Annotated in this window: 15 protein-coding genes; 12 read left to right on the top strand and 3 right to left on the bottom strand. The window is 66.3% G+C overall.

All coding sequences use genetic code 11. The features are described 5' to 3' along the window. Positions 1-38: 38 nt before the first annotated feature. Positions 39-287, bottom strand: a complete 249-nt coding sequence (locus QM693_RS00325) for a hypothetical protein (protein WP_280779459.1) — start codon at positions 285-287, stop codon at positions 39-41. Between the two features lie 292 nt (positions 288-579). Here QM693_RS00325 and QM693_RS00330 point away from each other — a divergent pair, with 292 nt between their 5' ends. From QM693_RS00330 to QM693_RS00340, 3 genes are read left to right on the top strand one after another with little or no spacing between them, the layout of a single operon-like run. Further along, entirely contained in the window at positions 580-1,113 is a 534-nt protein-coding gene (locus tag QM693_RS00330; protein ID WP_283333195.1) for a thiamine pyrophosphate-binding protein, read from the top strand. Beyond that, the gene (locus tag QM693_RS00335) at positions 1,110-1,724 is read left to right on the top strand and encodes a thiamine pyrophosphate-dependent enzyme (RefSeq protein ID WP_283350997.1); all 615 of its coding nucleotides are present in this window, start codon (positions 1,110-1,112) and stop codon (positions 1,722-1,724) included. The genes QM693_RS00330 and QM693_RS00335 overlap by 4 nt, the downstream gene beginning before the upstream one ends. A gap of 32 nt (positions 1,725-1,756) precedes the next feature. Next, positions 1,757-3,232 (top strand): aldehyde dehydrogenase, encoded by a 1,476-nt coding sequence (locus tag QM693_RS00340; protein ID WP_283351455.1) that lies wholly within the window; start codon positions 1,757-1,759, stop codon positions 3,230-3,232. A gap of 52 nt (positions 3,233-3,284) precedes the next feature. Here the strand turns inward: QM693_RS00340 and QM693_RS00345 are convergent, their stop codons facing one another. Continuing rightward, a complete protein-coding gene (locus tag QM693_RS00345) occupies positions 3,285-4,205 on the bottom strand; it encodes a LysR family transcriptional regulator (RefSeq protein WP_283350998.1) in 921 nt (306 codons plus the stop codon). A 117-nt stretch (positions 4,206-4,322) separates the two neighbouring features. Between QM693_RS00345 and QM693_RS00350 the strand changes: the two genes are divergently transcribed. The 9 genes from QM693_RS00350 (at position 4,323) to QM693_RS00390 (ending at position 14,458) form a co-directional block, all read left to right on the top strand. Next, positions 4,323-5,516, top strand: coding sequence for a CaiB/BaiF CoA transferase family protein (locus QM693_RS00350; protein WP_283350999.1), 1,194 nt, complete (start codon positions 4,323-4,325; stop codon positions 5,514-5,516). 68 nt (positions 5,517-5,584) lie between these two features. Beyond that, the gene (locus QM693_RS00355; protein ID WP_283333191.1) at positions 5,585-6,151 is read left to right on the top strand and encodes a MaoC family dehydratase; all 567 of its coding nucleotides are present in this window, start codon (positions 5,585-5,587) and stop codon (positions 6,149-6,151) included. Positions 6,152-6,715: 564 nt separating this feature from the next. After that, positions 6,716-8,116, top strand: coding sequence for an MFS transporter (locus QM693_RS00360; protein WP_283351456.1), 1,401 nt, complete (start codon positions 6,716-6,718; stop codon positions 8,114-8,116). 58 nt (positions 8,117-8,174) lie between these two features. Continuing rightward, positions 8,175-8,834, top strand: a complete 660-nt coding sequence (locus tag QM693_RS00365; protein WP_009476313.1) for a response regulator transcription factor — start codon at positions 8,175-8,177, stop codon at positions 8,832-8,834. Between the two features lie 18 nt (positions 8,835-8,852). Continuing rightward, on the top strand, positions 8,853-10,298 hold the full coding sequence (locus QM693_RS00370) for a sensor histidine kinase (protein ID WP_283351000.1): 1,446 nt from the start codon (positions 8,853-8,855) through the stop codon (positions 10,296-10,298). After that, positions 10,291-11,217, top strand: a complete 927-nt coding sequence (locus tag QM693_RS00375; protein ID WP_283351001.1) for a TAXI family TRAP transporter solute-binding subunit — start codon at positions 10,291-10,293, stop codon at positions 11,215-11,217. Before QM693_RS00370 ends, QM693_RS00375 begins: the two co-directional genes overlap by 8 nt. Before the next feature lie 117 nt (positions 11,218-11,334). After that, positions 11,335-12,525, top strand: a complete 1,191-nt coding sequence (locus QM693_RS00380; RefSeq protein ID WP_283351002.1) for a CaiB/BaiF CoA transferase family protein — start codon at positions 11,335-11,337, stop codon at positions 12,523-12,525. A gap of 9 nt (positions 12,526-12,534) precedes the next feature. Beyond that, positions 12,535-13,314, top strand: coding sequence for an alpha/beta fold hydrolase (locus tag QM693_RS00385; protein ID WP_283351003.1), 780 nt, complete (start codon positions 12,535-12,537; stop codon positions 13,312-13,314). Positions 13,315-13,522: 208 nt separating this feature from the next. Next, positions 13,523-14,458, top strand: a complete 936-nt coding sequence (locus QM693_RS00390; protein WP_283351004.1) for a LysR substrate-binding domain-containing protein — start codon at positions 13,523-13,525, stop codon at positions 14,456-14,458. Between the two features lie 11 nt (positions 14,459-14,469). On the opposite strand, the gene QM693_RS00395 is transcribed toward QM693_RS00390, so the two are convergent. Next, positions 14,470-15,621, bottom strand: coding sequence for an acyl-CoA dehydrogenase family protein (locus QM693_RS00395; protein WP_283351005.1), 1,152 nt, complete (start codon positions 15,619-15,621; stop codon positions 14,470-14,472). Positions 15,622-15,934: the final 313 nt, after the last annotated feature.

The following is a 15,934-nucleotide window of genomic DNA, read 5'->3' on the forward strand; positions in this document are numbered from 1 at the left end:
GCAGCGGCGCCGGCGGAGGGCAGCTCGATCGATGCGAATCAGTACGGCAGAGACGAGCAGCTGGGGCGGTCGACGATGGCCTGGCCCTCGCAGAGCATGGCCTGCTCGTCGTCGTCGAAACGGTCGCGCCGATCCCGGTCGCGGGCATCGCGGTCCGACTGTGCGGCCACCGCGACATCAGTCCCCGACGAGGCGGGCATGGCGTGCGCGATTCCGGCTGCGCCGGTGAGAGAGAACGCGACCGCGGCGAACATCAGGCCGGCGCGAATGGCAGTGTGGCGAAACATGCGGTGTCCTTGGTGGTGTGTGGTCGAGTATTCCTTGTCCACAACAACACTGCCGTCCGGACATGCGGTTCGACAGACACCCTAGGGTGCGCGTTGCCCACCCCTGTGTGAACGCCGGGAACGCGTCCGGGCTGAGCGGTGCCGTCGTGAACGTAGATGACCAAGGGCTGTTCGGGTTCTACCCGCCGCAAACAAAACCTTTGATAGCAGTATCACGAAATTCTATTACCACCCCGCCATCATGTTGTTTCATGATCTTTGGGAGCGTCCATCGTCATGAATCGGAGCACCCATGAATTCCACCGTCAGCGCACCTGGCTGGCAGAAGTCCGTCTTCGACGTTCTGCGCGAAGGAGATGTCAAGCAGATCGCCTACGTACCGGACGCCGGCCACTCGTACGCAATCCAAGCAGCGATCGCCGACCCCGGCATCGAAGACGTCGTCCTGACCACCGAGGAAGAGGGCGTCGGACTTGTCAGCGGCGCGTGGCTCGGCGGGCAGCGCGCGGTCCTGCTCATGCAGAGCAGCGGAGTCGGTAACTGTGTCAACATGTTCTCCCTGCTGGAGATGTGCAAGTTCCCGTTCCTGACGCTGGTGACGATGCGTGGTGAGTACGCCGAGTTCAACCCGTGGCAGATCCCCATGGGTTCGACCACGCAGCAGGCCCTCGAACTCATGGGCATCACAGTTTTCCGGGTCGACGACCCCGATCAGGTCGGCGAGGTCGTCTCCGCCGCCTTCGATCAGGCTTTCCTCGCTGGTGAGCGCGTCGCCGTGCTCCTGGGCCAGCGGCTCATCGGACGCAAGAAATGGGAGCGCAAGTGAACGCACAGAACTCGACCATCGGAACCCTCGCCGGCGAACGCCTCGACCGACGCGAGTTCGTCGCGACACTGCTCGACCGGGCGCCGGAGGCACTGGTCGTCACCGGTCTCGGCTCCCCCTCCTATGACGTGTTCGCCGCCGGGGAGCGTGACCGCAACTTCTATCTGTGGGGCGCCATGGGCGCCGCCGTACCCACCGGCCTGGGCCTCGCGCTCGCTCGCCCGGACGAGTCCGTGGTCGTCATCACCGGTGACGGGGAGCAGCTCATGGGCATCGGCGCGCTCGGATCGGTCGCGGTCAAGGCCCCGAAGAACCTCACCATCGTCGTCGTCGACAACGGGCACTTCGGCGAAACCGGCATGCAGCGCAGCCACTCGAGCCTCGGCGCCGATTTGGCCGGCATCGCGTCGTCGTTCGGCATTGCCCGCACCGAACGGGTCCGCGACATCGCCGACGCCGAGCGTGTCGCACGGATCGTCACCGCACGGGAAGGTACGACCTTCGTTCAGGTGTTCATCGAGCAGACCGAGCCGCCGCGCGCCCTTCCGCCCCGGGACGGCACGGCGGTGAAGAACAAGTTCCGTGCCGCACTCGGCCTCGACACGTTCTGATGGCCGACACCGAAGCGAAAGAGAACACTGTCATGCAGAAATACCTGCTCCATATCGACGGCCAGCAGCGCCCGTCCGCTGACGATTCCTACTTCGAGACCGACAATCCCTTCACCGGCCGGCTGTGGGCGCAGATCGCGCGCGGACAAGCATCGGATGTCGAGGACGCCGCCCAGGCCGCGCACCGTGCCATGACCACGGGGCCGTGGGCGAGCATGAGTCCCAGCGCCCGCGGTCTCGTCCTCCAGCGCGTCGCCGACGCGCTCGAGGAGAACGCCGAATTCCTCGCCCGCATCGAGGTCCGCGACAACGGCAAGCTCTACAACGAAATGTTGGGCCAGTGCCGGTATCTCGCGCAGTGGTACCGGTACTACGGCGGTCTCGCCGACAAGACCGAAGGCCGCGTCGTTCCCGTCGACAAACCGGGATACTTCACCTACACCCGGCGCGAGCCCATCGGGGTCGTCGGAATCATCACCCCATGGAACTCACCGCTGCTGCTGCTCACCTGGAAGCTGGCACCCGCGTTGGCCGCTGGTTGCTCGGTCGTCGTCAAGCCCTCCGAATACACCTCCGCCTCGACACTCGAATTCGTTCGTATCCTCGAGCAGGCGGGCCTGCCTGCGGGAGTGGTCAACGTGGTCAGCGGATTCGGGCCGGACGTGGGCGGGCCGCTGGTCGAGCACCCCCTGGTGCGCAAGGTGGGATTCACCGGCTCCGACGCGACCGGGCGGCACATCGGCGCCGCGGCGGCGCGCGGCCTCAAACGGGTTTCGCTCGAACTCGGCGGCAAATCACCGAACATCGTCTTCGCCGACGCCGATCTCGACGCCGCGGTCAACGGCGCGGTGTCCGGAATTTTCGCCGCGACCGGTCAGACCTGCATCGCCGGAAGCCGGCTTCTGGTGCAGCGTTCCGTGCACGACGAGGTCGTCGCCAAGCTGGTCGCGCTGGCCTCGACCGCGCGGATCGGTGACCCGATGTCCCCCGACACCCAGGTGGGGCCGATCACGACTCGGGACCAGCACAAGAAGGTCCTCGAGTACATCGACATCGCCACCGCCGAGGGCGCACAACTCGCGCTCGGTGGCGGCGTGGCCACCGGCACCGGAACCGATGGGTGGTTCGTACAGCCGACAGTGTTCACCGGGGTGAGCAATCAATCCCGGTTGGCGCAGGAGGAAGTCTTCGGCCCGGTGCTGGCGGTGATCCCGTTCGACACCGAAGACGAGGCGATCACCATCGCCAACGACTCGAAGTACGGTCTCGGTGCCGGGGTCTGGACCACCGATCTTCCTCGCGCGTTCCGCATGGCGGAGGCGATCGAGTCCGGGACGGTCTGGGTCAACACCTACCGTGCGGTCAGCTTCATGCTGCCGTTCGGCGGGGTGAAGAACTCCGGTATCGGCCGGGAAAACGGTGCCGAGGCAATCGACGAGTACCTCGAAACCAAGAGCGTGTGGATCAATACCGGGGCACCGACCGGAAACCCGTTCGTCCTGCGCTGACCCCCGCGCCGGGGCGGTCGTCTGTCGATTGAGAGCCGGATGGCTGGCACCGTCACGCTCGTCGAGGAGGCCCGGCGGGTTCGGTGGTGTTCTCGACGAGCGTCTCGAGGACGAACCTGTGAAATCCTGCGGCGACCGAGGAGGTGAGGGGCCGATCGGCCTGGATCATGCCGATCGTTCGCCAGGCATCGCGATCGCGGAGTTCGACCAGTGCAGTTCCGTCGGGAGGGTCGGCGGCCGCAGATGGAGCAGGCACAACTCCCACGCCCACACCGGCCGCGATCATGGCGCGCATCGTGCCGACCTCGGTGACCGAGAACGTGATTCGTGGGGCGAAGCCGGCAGCTCGGGCGAGACGGTCGGTGAGCTGGCGCAGCCCGTACTCCGGCGTGAGCGCCACGAAATCGTCTTCGGCGACTTCGGCGAAACTCACCGTCTTGCGGCGGGCCAACCGGTGACGGACCGGGACGAGCAAGCGAACCGGTTCGGTGGCCACTGGTGTCCACACGAGGTCGTCGACGGAGGGCTCGGGGGCTACGAAGCCGAGATCGGACCGCCCGAGCCGGATGTCGTCGACAACCGAATCGGCTGCGGCGCCGCGTAGTTCGAATCTCACTTTGGGATGTTCGGCGCGATACCTGCTGATCAGTTCCGGCACGAGCCACTCGCCGAGACTGTGCAGGAAGCAGAGGGAGACGGTGCCCTCGTTCGGATCCGCAAGGGTGCTGATCCGGTTGTGTGCGGAATCCACCTCGCTCAATGCGCGCAACGCATGTGCGCGGAGAATCTCGCCGTACCGGTTGAGATGGAGCCGATTGTGCCGCCGGTCGAACAAGCGCACCCCGAACCCCGTCTCCAGCCGGGCTATGGCCCGCGACAACGTCGGTTGCGTGACGTGCATCTCCGCGGCGACAGCGGTGATGTTCTCCGATTCGGTGAGGGCGACGAACCACCGCAACTCCTGCAAGTTCACTGCCTGAGCTTATACGTGAAGCGTATGAGAGTCGGCGGATATCGGCATTTCACAAACACCCGCGGGAGCGCGACAGTGAAAGGGCACTGACACGACTGCCCCGGCAAGGAGAATGACGTGAGTACCGAGCGTTCGGATTTTGTTTCCCACCCTGTGCATCGGCCCTTGGAGGGTGTCGTGGTGGTCTCGCTCGAACAGGCGATCGCGGCACCGTTCGCGACCCGGCAACTCGCCGACCTCGGTGCGCGGGTGATCAAGATCGAACGTCCCGGCGTCGGAGATCTCGCACGCGGATACGACCGAACGGTCCAGGGGATGGCGAGTCATTTCGTGTGGACTAACCGAGGGAAGGAGAGCATCGAGCTCGACGTTCGCTCCGAGGAGGGCAACCGGATCCTGCACCAACTCGTCGACCGCGCCGACGTCCTCGTCCAGAACCTGGCACCCGGCGCGGCAGGGCGCCTCGGCATCGGGGCCGACCGCTTGCGGGAAACCCACCCACACCTGATCACGTGCGATATCTCCGGATATGGCCGCGGCGGCCCCTATGAGGCACGAAAGGCCTACGACCTGCTGATCCAATGCGAGGCCGGACTGGTGTCGATCACCGGAACCGAGGACGAGCCCTCGAAGGTCGGACTGTCCATCGCGGACATCTGCGCCGGCACGTATGCCTACTCGGGGATCCTCACCGCCTTGCTCGATCGTGGGCGGACCGGCCGAGGCGCCAACCTCGAGATCTCGATGCTCGAGGCGCTCGGCGAGTGGATGGGGTACGCCGACTACTACGCCCGATACGGCGGGTCGGCGCCGAAGCGGACGGGAGCGAGCCACGCGACCATCGCGCCGTACGGACCGTTCACTGCGGCCGACGGGGAGGTCGTCAACCTGGGTCTGCAGAACGAACGCGAATGGGACGTGTTCTGTCGTGTCGTGCTGCAGGCGCCGGAGCTGATCGACGATCCGCGGTTCGTCACCAACGCCGACCGGGTCGCACACCGCGCCGAGCTCGATGGCGTCATCGACGACGTCGCCGCAGGCCTCACCGGCGCGGACCTCGTCGACAGGTTGGAAGCGGCGAAGATCGCGTATGCCCGGCAGCGCACCATGGACGAGTTCGCCGAGCACCCGCAGCTCGCGGCACGCTCCCGGTGGGCGCAATTCGATTCCCCCGTCGGACGGCTCGAAGGACTACTTCCCCCGGTGACGGTGATGGGCGCCGAACACGAGATGCGCCCCGTACCAGGTCTGGGGGAACACACCGACAGCATCCTGACGTGGCTCGACGAGTACGCAGCGGTCGGGTCCTGACACACACTCTTCCCTCCGCCGTCGGCCGAGTCGCGCCGTCGGCGACGAACTACCGAAGGAGAACTACCTTGAGCAGCAGCGAAAACCAGGTCGAGCAGTCGGCGCCACCGGTCACCGGCTGGCCCGGCCGCTACTTCGAAGACTTCGAGATCGGAGACGTGTACCGGCACCCACTCGGCCGCACGGTGCTGCCGGTCGACAACTCGTGGATGACGCTCCTCACCCAGAACACGGCGCCGATCCACTTCGACGCGCACTACTCGAGTCAGACGACGTGGGGTAAGCCGCTCGTCGACTCCACCTTCACCCTTGCCCTCGTCACCGGGCAGAGCGTCACCGACATCTCCCAGCACGTGCACGCCAACCTCGGCTGGGACCGGGTGCGCCTGCCGAACCCGGTATTCGAGGGCGACACCATCTACTCCCAATCGGAGGTCCTCACCAAACGAGAGTCCTCGTCCCACAGGGACATCGGCATCGTCACCGTGCGCACCATCGGGTACAACCAGGACGGCACCATCGTCATCACCTTCGAACGGACCCTCATGGTGTATCGCAAGGGACACGGACCGCACACGGCAGGCGTCGACCCCAAGTGGGACGACCGGTCACGGCGCGCAGCCGGCATCGAGTAGTTGATCGAGTTGCCGGGCAGGCAGGGCCGGCGCGGCAACACCCTGGGCGTCGAATACCGAGCCTTGTGGACGTTTGTGGCTGTTCTGCCATGCCCCGCGACTGGCCGGTCTCGGCAGATCATCAACCACCCCAACGATGACCCAGAAGGTTTCTTCGCCGAATTCATCGACCGAGCCTGGAATTCGCGGTACTTCTCGAGCGCTCTGTATTCCGCCAGTCTGCGGCACAAGGTCCGGGCCGGTGCCGTGCGTGGAATCTTCGAGTCGATGGTGGAACTCTCCGACCAGGGCGATCTGATGAACCGCTTCCTGGCGATACCCGCGCCCAAGATGTTCATGTATGGACGGCAGAACGCATCGTTGTCGTATTTGGAACACCTGTCTGCCCATGGTGTGGAGGCCGCCGAAATCCGGATTTTGTGCCGCCCGCGCTCCGAGCTACCTGCGGCAGTGCCGTCTAAAGCGAATGTAAGGAAAGCGGACCATCCCTTCCCTCTCGCTGTGGCGGCGACCACATTGGTGTCAGTGGCTATGCACCATCACAGCAGTCGAGGAAGGAACATCATGCGACACACGACTTCGAACCCCGCGTCGTCGACCGGCGAGAGGCGGGTTGTTGCGAACGTGGTTCGCGGCTGCATCGGCAACCTCGTGGAGTGGTACGACTGGTTCGTCTATGCAGCGTTCAGTGTGTTCTTCGCGGCGTCCTTCTTCCCGCAGAGCAGCACGACTGCCCAGCTTCTCTCCACCGCACTGGTTTTCGCCGTCGGATTCCTGATGCGCCCGATCGGTGGGTACATCCTGGGCCGATACGCGGACCGGTACGGGCGCAAGAACGCGCTGACGTTGTCGGTGCTGATGATGGCCGCAGGATCGCTGATCATCGCTGCGACACCGAGTTTCGAGGCGATCGGCATGCTCGCCCCGGCGCTGCTGGTGATGGCGCGACTGATCCAGGGGCTCTCCGTCGGAGGCGAATTCGCCTCCAGCGCCACGTATCTGTCCGAGGTCGCGACGCCCGGCCGCCGCGGCTTCTACTCGAGCTTCCAGTACGTGTCGATCATTTTGGGTCAGCTCGCTGCGCTCGGTGTCCAGATCATTCTGCTGCAGCTGCTGACCATCGACCAGATGCAGGCCTGGGGTTGGCGTATTCCGTTCGTGATCGGTGCGATCGCCGCCGTGACCGTGATGCTCTTCCGTCGCGGGATGGACGAGTCGGACCAGTACAAGGAGGAGGCGGCCCAGATCGCTGCCGAGAAGGCGTCCGGCACGCAGCCGTCGGCCAAGCGCGGCACCCTCCGACTGCTGCTGCAGTACCCGAAGCAGCTCGCGATGGTCTTCGGCCTCGCGATCGGCGGCACCGTCGCGTTCTACACGTACACCACGTACCTGCAGAAGTACATGATCAACACCTCGGGGATCGCCCCGGAAACGGTGGCGTGGATCAACTTCGCCGCACTGTTCATCTACATGCTGCTGCAGCCCGTGGCCGGACTGATCTCCGACCGCATCGGTCGCCGCAAGGTCATGCTGTTCTTCGGTGTCGGCTCGACCGTGCTGACCGTCCCGATTCTGACCGTTCTCGGCAACACCACCAACGCGTTCGTGGCGTTCGGCCTGATGATGACCGGACTGGTCATCGTGACCGCCTACAGCGCGCTGAGCGCGATCGTCAAGGCGGAGCTGTTCCCGACGAAGGTCCGCGCGCTCGGCGTCGGGTTGCCGCACGCGATCACCGCCGCCCTGTTCAGCGGCACGGCCGAGCCTCTCGCGCTCGCGCTCAAGCAGGCCGGACATGAATCGGCCTTCTTCTACTACGTCGTCGGCTGCTCGGCACTGACCCTGGTCGCCGCGCTGTTCATGGCCAAGGGCAAGGGCGGCACCACCCTCGATCCGGAGACGGAGAATCCCGCCCGCGACGGACGTGAGGAAGACCGCGACGACCGCCGACTCGAGCGTGTCTGATCCCTCGTCCTCCGGCATTGTTCCCCGGGCGCACCGCGGCCGGGGGACAATGCCGGTTATGCGCATCGCGGTGGTCGAGGACGACGACGGCGTCGGCAACGCACTCGTTGCGGGTCTGACCCGGCAGGCGCACCAGCCCGTGCGGATGAAGTTCGGGTCCGAACTGCTGCTGCACCACGGCGAGGTGGACTTCGTCCTGCTCGATCTCGGGTTGCCGGACCGCGACGGGCTCGAGGTGTTGCGTCAGCTCCGCCAGGTCAGCGCCGTCCCCGTCATCATCCTGACCGCCCGCGACGACGAACGTTCGGTGGTGCGCGGCCTGCGCGGCGGCGCCGACGACTACCTGGTCAAGCCGGCGCGCATGTCCGAGCTGTTCGCTCGCATCGAAGTGGTGCGCCGGCGAAGCATGGCCGTCGAAGGCGGCGCACCCCGTGAAGTGGTCACCGGCGACGTCCGCGTCGACCTCGATTCCCGCACCGTCACCGTGGCGGGAACAGAGGTCGACCTGACGTCGAAGGAATTCGCCCTCCTCGAGATCTTGCTCGAGAACCCGGGGGCTGCGGTCAGCCGTCAGCAACTGATGGACCGGGTGTGGGGTGATGCGTTCGTGGCGGTCTCGCGTTCTCTCGACGTCCACATCGGCACTCTGCGCGCCAAGCTGGACCGGCCCGGGCTGATCAGTACCATCCGTGGTTTCGGCTACCGGTGGGTGTGCTGACCTCGGGGTCGAAACGACATGCGCCGACGGTTACTGCTGATTCTCGCGATACTCGGATCCTGCGCGGTCGCGAGTTTCGCGATTCCCCTCGCGCTCGCGACCGCGGACTCGCGGACGCAGGAGTTCACACTCGGCCGCGAGGGAGACATCCAACGGTTCGCCGTCCTCGCCGAGGAGTACGTCAGGACCGGCGACCCGGCCAGGATCGCCGGCGAGGTCGAGGCGTACGACGACGTGTACGGGGAGGGCGTTCTGGTGGTCTCCACGCGTGGTGTCCCGACCCTCGACGTGGGCATCGACGGCAACGAACCCGGAATCGACGCCGCGATCCGCAGCGGACTGCGCAACGAGCGCGTGTCCACCGTCGACCGGCTGTTCCCGTGGAGCGACGACGAGGCCCTGTTCGTCAAGCCGGTCGGGTCGGGCGCTCAGGTGAACGGCACCATCGTGCTGCGTGCCTCGACCGCCGAGGCCCGCTCCGACATCCTCCGGCAATGGGCCGTGATCGCGGCCGGTGCCGTGCTGGCACTGGTCGCTTTCGGTGTCCTCGCGATCGCCTTGAGCCGGTGGGTGCTCGGACCGCTCGCGAACTTGTCCAAGGGAATCGTGCAACTCATCCGCCGGATGCCCGACGCGAGGACACCGCCGAGTTCCGTGCCACCGCGATCCGTGCTGCCGGCCACGGCCGCAGGCGGGCCGCCCGAGGTGCGCCGGCTCGCGCATTCGTTCGACGTGATGTCTTCGGCGGTGCTGCGGGCAGCGGACGCGCAACAGCGCCTGATCGCCGATACCGCCCATCAACTGCGGAACCCGCTCGCGGCGTTGCAGTTCCGCCTCGACCTCCTCGACGACGGGATACCGGACAGCGCGCGCGAGGACTATCACAGCGTGACCGAGGAGGCCAAACGCTTGCAGACCATTCTCGACAGTCTTCTCTCGCTCGCCTCGGCCGAGACGCCGCGCTTCGGGGCCGATCGGTCCGAGGCGGTCTGCGACGCACTGTCGGTGGTGGCCGACCGGGTCGACTTCTGGTCGGTGACGGCCCGCGAACGTGGTGCGCGCCTGGCCACCATCGCCGACCCCGACGTCGACCATGTTCCGGTCGCGATCGCCGAGAACGATCTGTCCCAGGTGCTCGATGTACTGATCGACAACGCCTCCCGATACGCAGGCCCGCACCCCACCATCGAAATCGGCGTCGTCGTGGAGCCGTCACCGGACCGCTCCCGGGTGTGCGTGTGGGTGGCCGACGACGGTCCAGGTGTCCCGGAAGAGTTGCGCGGCAAGCTCACCGAGCGCTTCTTCCGGGCCAACAACCAGGTCGGAACGGGTCTCGGCCTCTCCATTGTCGAGGTGGTCGCCGCAGCCTACGGCGGCCGTCTCGTCATCGACGAGGCCCCCGCCGGCGGACTGCGCGTACGCTTGTGGCTCGAACCGCACGTGGAGAAGCTGGACGATGATTAGCCGGCGACAGTTCATCGGTGGTGTGGCCGCAGCGGTCGCACTGTCGGGATGCGCTCGTGCCCAGCCCACGGGGACGTACGACATCGCGTCGGGTGAGCGCGACGGATTCCAGTCCGAGTTCGCCGAGTTGCTTGCGGACGTCCCGCTCCCCTCGGGTGGGGATCTCCGGTTGACGGTGCGCTACACCACCGGTTCCCTGGAGAACCTGTCGCTGCTGGCGTCGGGTGAGGTACTCCTCGGGCTGACCCTGGCCGACTCCGCTGTCGAGTCGGCCACCCCGATCGTGGCCATCGGCCGGGTGTACGAGAACTATCTCCAGTGCGCGGTGCCGGCGCGCTCACCCTTTCACACGATGAAAGATCTTCGGGGCCAGACGATCAGCCTCGGCGCCCCGGGTTCCGGCACCGCGCAGACCGGAAGGCGGGTCCTCGAGGCGAGCGGTCTGACCCTCGACGACGTGACGGTGCGCCCGGTCTCACTCACCACCGTCCTCGACTCCCTGCGCGACGGTACGGTCGCCGCCGCACTGTGGGCCGGTGGCGTGCCCACCCCGGCGGCGATGCCGCGGCCCGGGCACGGTCCGGACGGCGGAATCCGGCTACTCGACCTGTCCGCCGAGTACGTCGAGATGCGCAGGATCTACGGGCCCATGTACGAACCGGTTTCGGTCCCTGCCCGGACATACGGTGACACTGCCGAGACCGCGACGGTGGGGGTTCCCAGCCTGCTCGTCGCCTCGCCGCAGCTGCCCGACGCCGTGGCCGGTGCCCTCGTCGACCTTCTCATCGATCGAGCCCAGGACCTGATTCCCGCCGACACCGTCGGCGCGCAGTTCCTCGACGCCCGATCACTGATCCAGACAGCTGGCGTCCCTCGCCATCCGGGGGCTGTCGAGGCGTACCGCCGTCACCACGGTTAGAAGGCGGACGGGTACCGCCGGCAACCTCAAGTACGTGTAAAACCTGGCCCCCACCCGATTGACTATGGCGCGTACATAGAGGCAAAATGGCCGTACATTTCGAGGAAGGCTGGCTCCATGGCATCGCAGACCGCCCTACCGCTCGCGGGGATCACCGTCGTAAGCATCGAACAAGCAGTTGCTGCACCCTTCGCGACCCGGCAACTGGCCGACCTCGGTGCCCGCGTCATCAAACTGGAACGTCCCGACGCCGGCGACTTCGCGCGGCGTTACGACGAGACCGTGCACGGCGAATCGAGCTACTTCGTCTGGCTCAACCGCTCCAAGGAGTCGCTGACGCTGGACCTGAAGTCCGACGAGGGCCGCGACATCCTCGAAAAGCTTTTGTCCACAGCGGATGTCTTCGTGCAGAACCTTGCGCCCGGCGCCGCAGCCCGAATGAACCTCGACGCCCAGTCGCTCCAGCAGCGGTATCCCGCGCTGATTCCGTGCGACGTGTCCGGCTACGGCAACACCGGTCCCTGGTCCGATCGCAAGGCCTACGACATGCTCGTCCAGGGCGAATCCGGTCTGATGTCGCTGACCGGCCCCGACGAGTGCCCGTCCAAGGTCGGTGTGTCGATCGCCGACATAGCGGCCGGCATGTACGCCTACAGCGGGATCCTGTCCGCGCTGTACACGCGTGCAACCACCGGCACCGCCCGCGCGGTGGAGGTCGCTCTGTTCGAGGCGCTCGGTGAATGGATGGGATCGCCCGCCTACTACACCGAATACGGTGGCACGCAGCCCAGCCGGGTCGGGGCCGAACACGCGACGATCGCCCCGTACGGCCCGTTTCCCACCGCCGACGGCACGGTCCTGCTGTCGATCCAGAACGACCGCGAATGGTCCGCCTTCTGTTCGGAGGTGCTCGGCGACGAGTCGATCGCCACCGACCCACGTTTCTGCCGCAACTCCGCGCGGGTGGCGCACCGTGAGGAATGCAACGCTCGGATCTCCGCGCGGACGCGTCTGCTCAACACCGACGACGCCCTCGCCCTGCTCGACAAGGTGTCGATCGCCAACGGCAGGCTGGGCTCCGTATCGGATTTTTTGTCCCACCCATCCCTGGCCGGCCGTGACCGCTGGCGTGAGGTGGAGACCCCGGGCGGCCCGGTGCGAGCGCTGCTGCCGCCGGCGAACCTCAGTGGTGTGGAACCTCGATTCGATCCGGTTCCGGCTCTGGGTGCGCACACCGATGCCATTCTGGGGGAACTCGGTTACAGCGGCGCGGCGATCTCCGAACTGCGTACTGCCGACTCGATCTGAGGCTGGGCAGTGCCCCACGCAGTGGCGTCCGATGGAACTCGAATCGCGTACCAGGTCAGCGGCGAAGGACCGCCGCTGCTGCTGCTCGCGGGTCAGGCCAACAATCACCATTGGTGGGATCGTGTTCGCGCGGACTTCGACACGCACTTCCGCACCATCACGGTGGACTACCGCGGCACCGGAGCAAGCGGCAAGCCCGAGACCGACTACAGCACAATACTGTTCGCCGACGACGTGATCTGCGTGCTGGACTCCCTCGGAATCGGGAGGGCGCACGTCTACGGCACGTCGATGGGAGGCCGGGTGGCGCAGTGGGTCGCCGCGCGTCACCCGGAGCGTGTCGACGCCCTGATCCTCGGTTGCACCTCGCCCGGTGGAACGCACGCGGTGGAGCGCAGCAGGGAAGTCCGAGCGAGCCTGGCGCAATCCGATCCCGACCGGTCGCGCCGCGCCCTGCTGGAGTTGATGTACACGCCGGAGTGGCTCGGTCGAAATCCCGGTCCCTACAACACTCTCGGGGACCCGGACATGCCCGCGCACGCCAGGCTCGCCCACCTGCGGGCAAGCAACGGTCATGACGCGTGGGATGCGCTGCCGTCGATCAGTGCGCCGACCCTCGTCCTGCACGGGAGCGACGACCTTCTGTCCCCGGCCGACAACGCACCACTGCTCGCCGAACGGATCCCGAACTCCCGCGTGCACTTGCTCCCGGGCGCACGGCACGCGTACTTCGAGGAGGAAGGCGCTGTCGCGGGCGCCGCGGCGATCGGCTTCCTCGTCGAACAGTAAGAGCGCGTTCGCGAGTGGGGTCGAGGCGCGCTAGTTGCCGGATCCGGGCATGACGCCAACCTTCGCCGCTGACATGTCCTCCTGGTTCATCGCAGCCGGCTTCCTCGTCTGCTTGACCATCGCTATTCTTCGTTGTGATCGATGTCGCTCTTGCATATCGCCTGCGGATGGTGCGGGACGGCGGGTAGCTCGGGAAGGTGGTCGTCCGGTGGACGTCAAGCAGTTGACCGCACTCGTTGCGGTGGCGGACGCCGGGAGCGTGACCCGCGCAGCCGAACTACTCCACTTGGTTCAGCCGGCGGTGACACGTCAAATTCACACGCTCGAACAGGAACTGGGTGTTCCCCTGTTCGAACGCAGCCGTGCGGGAATGGAATTGACGGACTCCGGCCGGCTCATGCTCGAGCGCGCCCGGCGGGTGCTGTCCGAACTCGAGCGGGCGCGGGCCGAGATCCGCCCGAATCCGGGGGTGCTGCAAGGGATCGTGACGGTCGGACTTCTTTCCTCGACCTCCGAACTGCTCGCCGAACGACTCGTCGCGGCCGTGTTTCAGGAGCATCCGGCCGTCCGGTTGCGAATAGTGTCCGGGTACGCCGGACACGTGCGGCAGTGGCTCGATGCCGGTGACATCGACCTCGGCCTGCTCTACAACCTGAAATCCACGTCGTCGCTCAACGTGCGCGCATTGCTCGCCGAAAACCTGTGGGCGGTTGCCCCGCCCGACGGCGGGCTCGACACCGGACGACCGGTCACCCTCGAGGAAGTCGCGACCCACCCGGTCGTGATGCCCAGCGCGCCCCACGGAATTCGCACATTGGTTGCGGAGGCGTGCGCGAGACTCGACATCGGTCTGAACATCGTCGTCGAGACCAACGAGGTGAGCATCCAGAAGAGGCTCGTGCGAGCCGGTCACGGCTGGACGATCCTGCCGGGCATCGCCGTTGCCGGTGATGTCGCCGGCGGTCTGCTCAGTGCGGCGCCGCTCCATTCCCCGGCGGTCGAGCGCACCGTCGTGCTCGCGTTACCGAGCGCCCCCCGGATCCCGCCTGCCGTCCACGCGGTGGCCGATCTGCTCGTCCGCCAGATGCGCGACGCCGTCGAGCGCGGTGAGTGGCCGTCCGCTCACTGGAAGCCGGACAGCTAGTCGCACGCGAATCAGAGCCCTCCGCGCGACACGAGTTGCGAGACGATGACGTTGCGCTGGATCTCGTTGGTGCCCTCACCGACGATCATCAGCGGGGCGTCCCGGAAGTACCGCTCGACGTCGTACTCGGTGGAATAGCCGTAACCGCCGTGGATGCGCACCGCGTTGAGGGCGATGTCCATCGCCACCTCCGACGCATACAGCTTCGCCATCCCGGCCTCCATGTCGCACCGATCACCGCTGTCGTACTGCTCGGCCGCATGCCAGGTCAGCTGCCGGGCCGCGGTCAGCTTGGTCGCCATGTCGGCGAGGTAGTTGCCGATCGACTGGTGCTTCCAGATCGGCTTGCCGAAGCTCTCCCGCTGCTGTGCGTAGGCGAGGGAGTCCTCGAGTGCCGCCGTGGCCACACCCAGGGCCCGGCAGGCCACCTGGATGCGGCCGGTCTCGAGGCCCTTCATCATCTGCGCGAACCCCTTGCCCGGGGTCCCGCCGAGGATCGCGTCCGACGAGATCCGGTAGTTGTCGAACGACAGCTCACAGGTCTCGACACCCTTGTAGCCGAGCTTGGGCAGATCCCGCGACACCGTCAGACCGGGACCGTGCTCGACCAGGACGATCGAGATCCCCTTGTGCTTGGGGGACGCCTTCGGGTCGGTCTTGCACAGCAGCGCGATCAGCCCGGACCGGCGGGCGTTGGAGATCCACATCTTCGACCCGGTGATCACCAGATCGTCGCCGTCGGACTTGGCGTTGGTGGACATCGCCTGCAGATCCGACCCGCCGCCGGGCTCGGTCAGCGCCATCGTGGCCCGGATCTCACCGGTCGCCATCTTCGGCAGGTACTGCCGCTTCTGCTCCTCGGTGCCGTACAGCGACAGCAGCTTCGCCACGACGGTGTGCCCGCCCATCGCCCCGGCCAGACTCATCCACCCGCGGGCCAGTTCCTGGGTCACCTGCGCGTAACAGGGCATCGACACCGGCGATCCGCCGTACTCCTCCGGAACCGCCAGACCGTAGATCCCGATCTGCTTCATCTGCTCGATCCACTTCTCGGGGTACTCGTTGGCGTGCTCCACCGCCTGCACCGTCGGCTTCACGTCGCGGTCGATGAAGGCGCGCACCGTCTCGACCAGGTACGCCTCTTCCTCGTTCAGCTTGCCCATCACTCCACCTCGCACTCGCACAACATTTGTACGGCCATATTCTCGGATATGTATGCTCCCGTCAAGACCTGCATTGACATCCACCCGCGATCGGTGCCACCATCTAGTCCGGATCGGCACCATCTCCGCTGTTCAGGGGCTAGAAACACGACTGCAGGCGTCGACCGACCTAATGGCCGTATTTACCGTCCCTTCACATACCGAAGGGATGCAAGTACCCCAGCGGTCGCCAACACCTCGCGTCGAGCGAACACCGTTTCTCACGAAAGAGGCGACCAGGATGTCTCAGCACAGGTTCGAACTCCGGCCGGTC

This window comes from Rhodococcus sp. IEGM 1305, assembly GCF_030058635.1.
In the GTDB taxonomy this organism is placed as follows: Bacteria; Actinomycetota; Actinomycetes; order Mycobacteriales; family Mycobacteriaceae; genus Rhodococcus_F; species Rhodococcus_F opacus_D.

What these genes read in the sequence shown, in the direction of transcription:
- QM693_RS00380 (WP_283351002.1), top strand. Translation starts at nt 11,335, where the DNA reads ATGGCATCGCAGACCGCCCTACCGCTCGCGGGGATCACCGTCGTAAGC.
- QM693_RS00340 (WP_283351455.1), top strand. Translation starts at nt 1,757, where the DNA reads ATGCAGAAATACCTGCTCCATATCGACGGCCAGCAGCGCCCGTCCGCT.
- QM693_RS00370 (WP_283351000.1), top strand. Translation starts at nt 8,853, where the DNA reads ATGCGCCGACGGTTACTGCTGATTCTCGCGATACTCGGATCCTGCGCG.
- QM693_RS00365 (WP_009476313.1), top strand. Translation starts at nt 8,175, where the DNA reads ATGCGCATCGCGGTGGTCGAGGACGACGACGGCGTCGGCAACGCACTC.
- QM693_RS00395 (WP_283351005.1), bottom strand. Translation starts at nt 15,621, where the DNA reads ATGGGCAAGCTGAACGAGGAAGAGGCGTACCTGGTCGAGACGGTGCGC.
- QM693_RS00325 (WP_280779459.1), bottom strand. Translation starts at nt 287, where the DNA reads ATGTTTCGCCACACTGCCATTCGCGCCGGCCTGATGTTCGCCGCGGTC.
- QM693_RS00360 (WP_283351456.1), top strand. Translation starts at nt 6,716, where the DNA reads ATGCGACACACGACTTCGAACCCCGCGTCGTCGACCGGCGAGAGGCGG.
- QM693_RS00330 (WP_283333195.1), top strand. Translation starts at nt 580, where the DNA reads ATGAATTCCACCGTCAGCGCACCTGGCTGGCAGAAGTCCGTCTTCGAC.
- QM693_RS00375 (WP_283351001.1), top strand. Translation starts at nt 10,291, where the DNA reads ATGATTAGCCGGCGACAGTTCATCGGTGGTGTGGCCGCAGCGGTCGCA.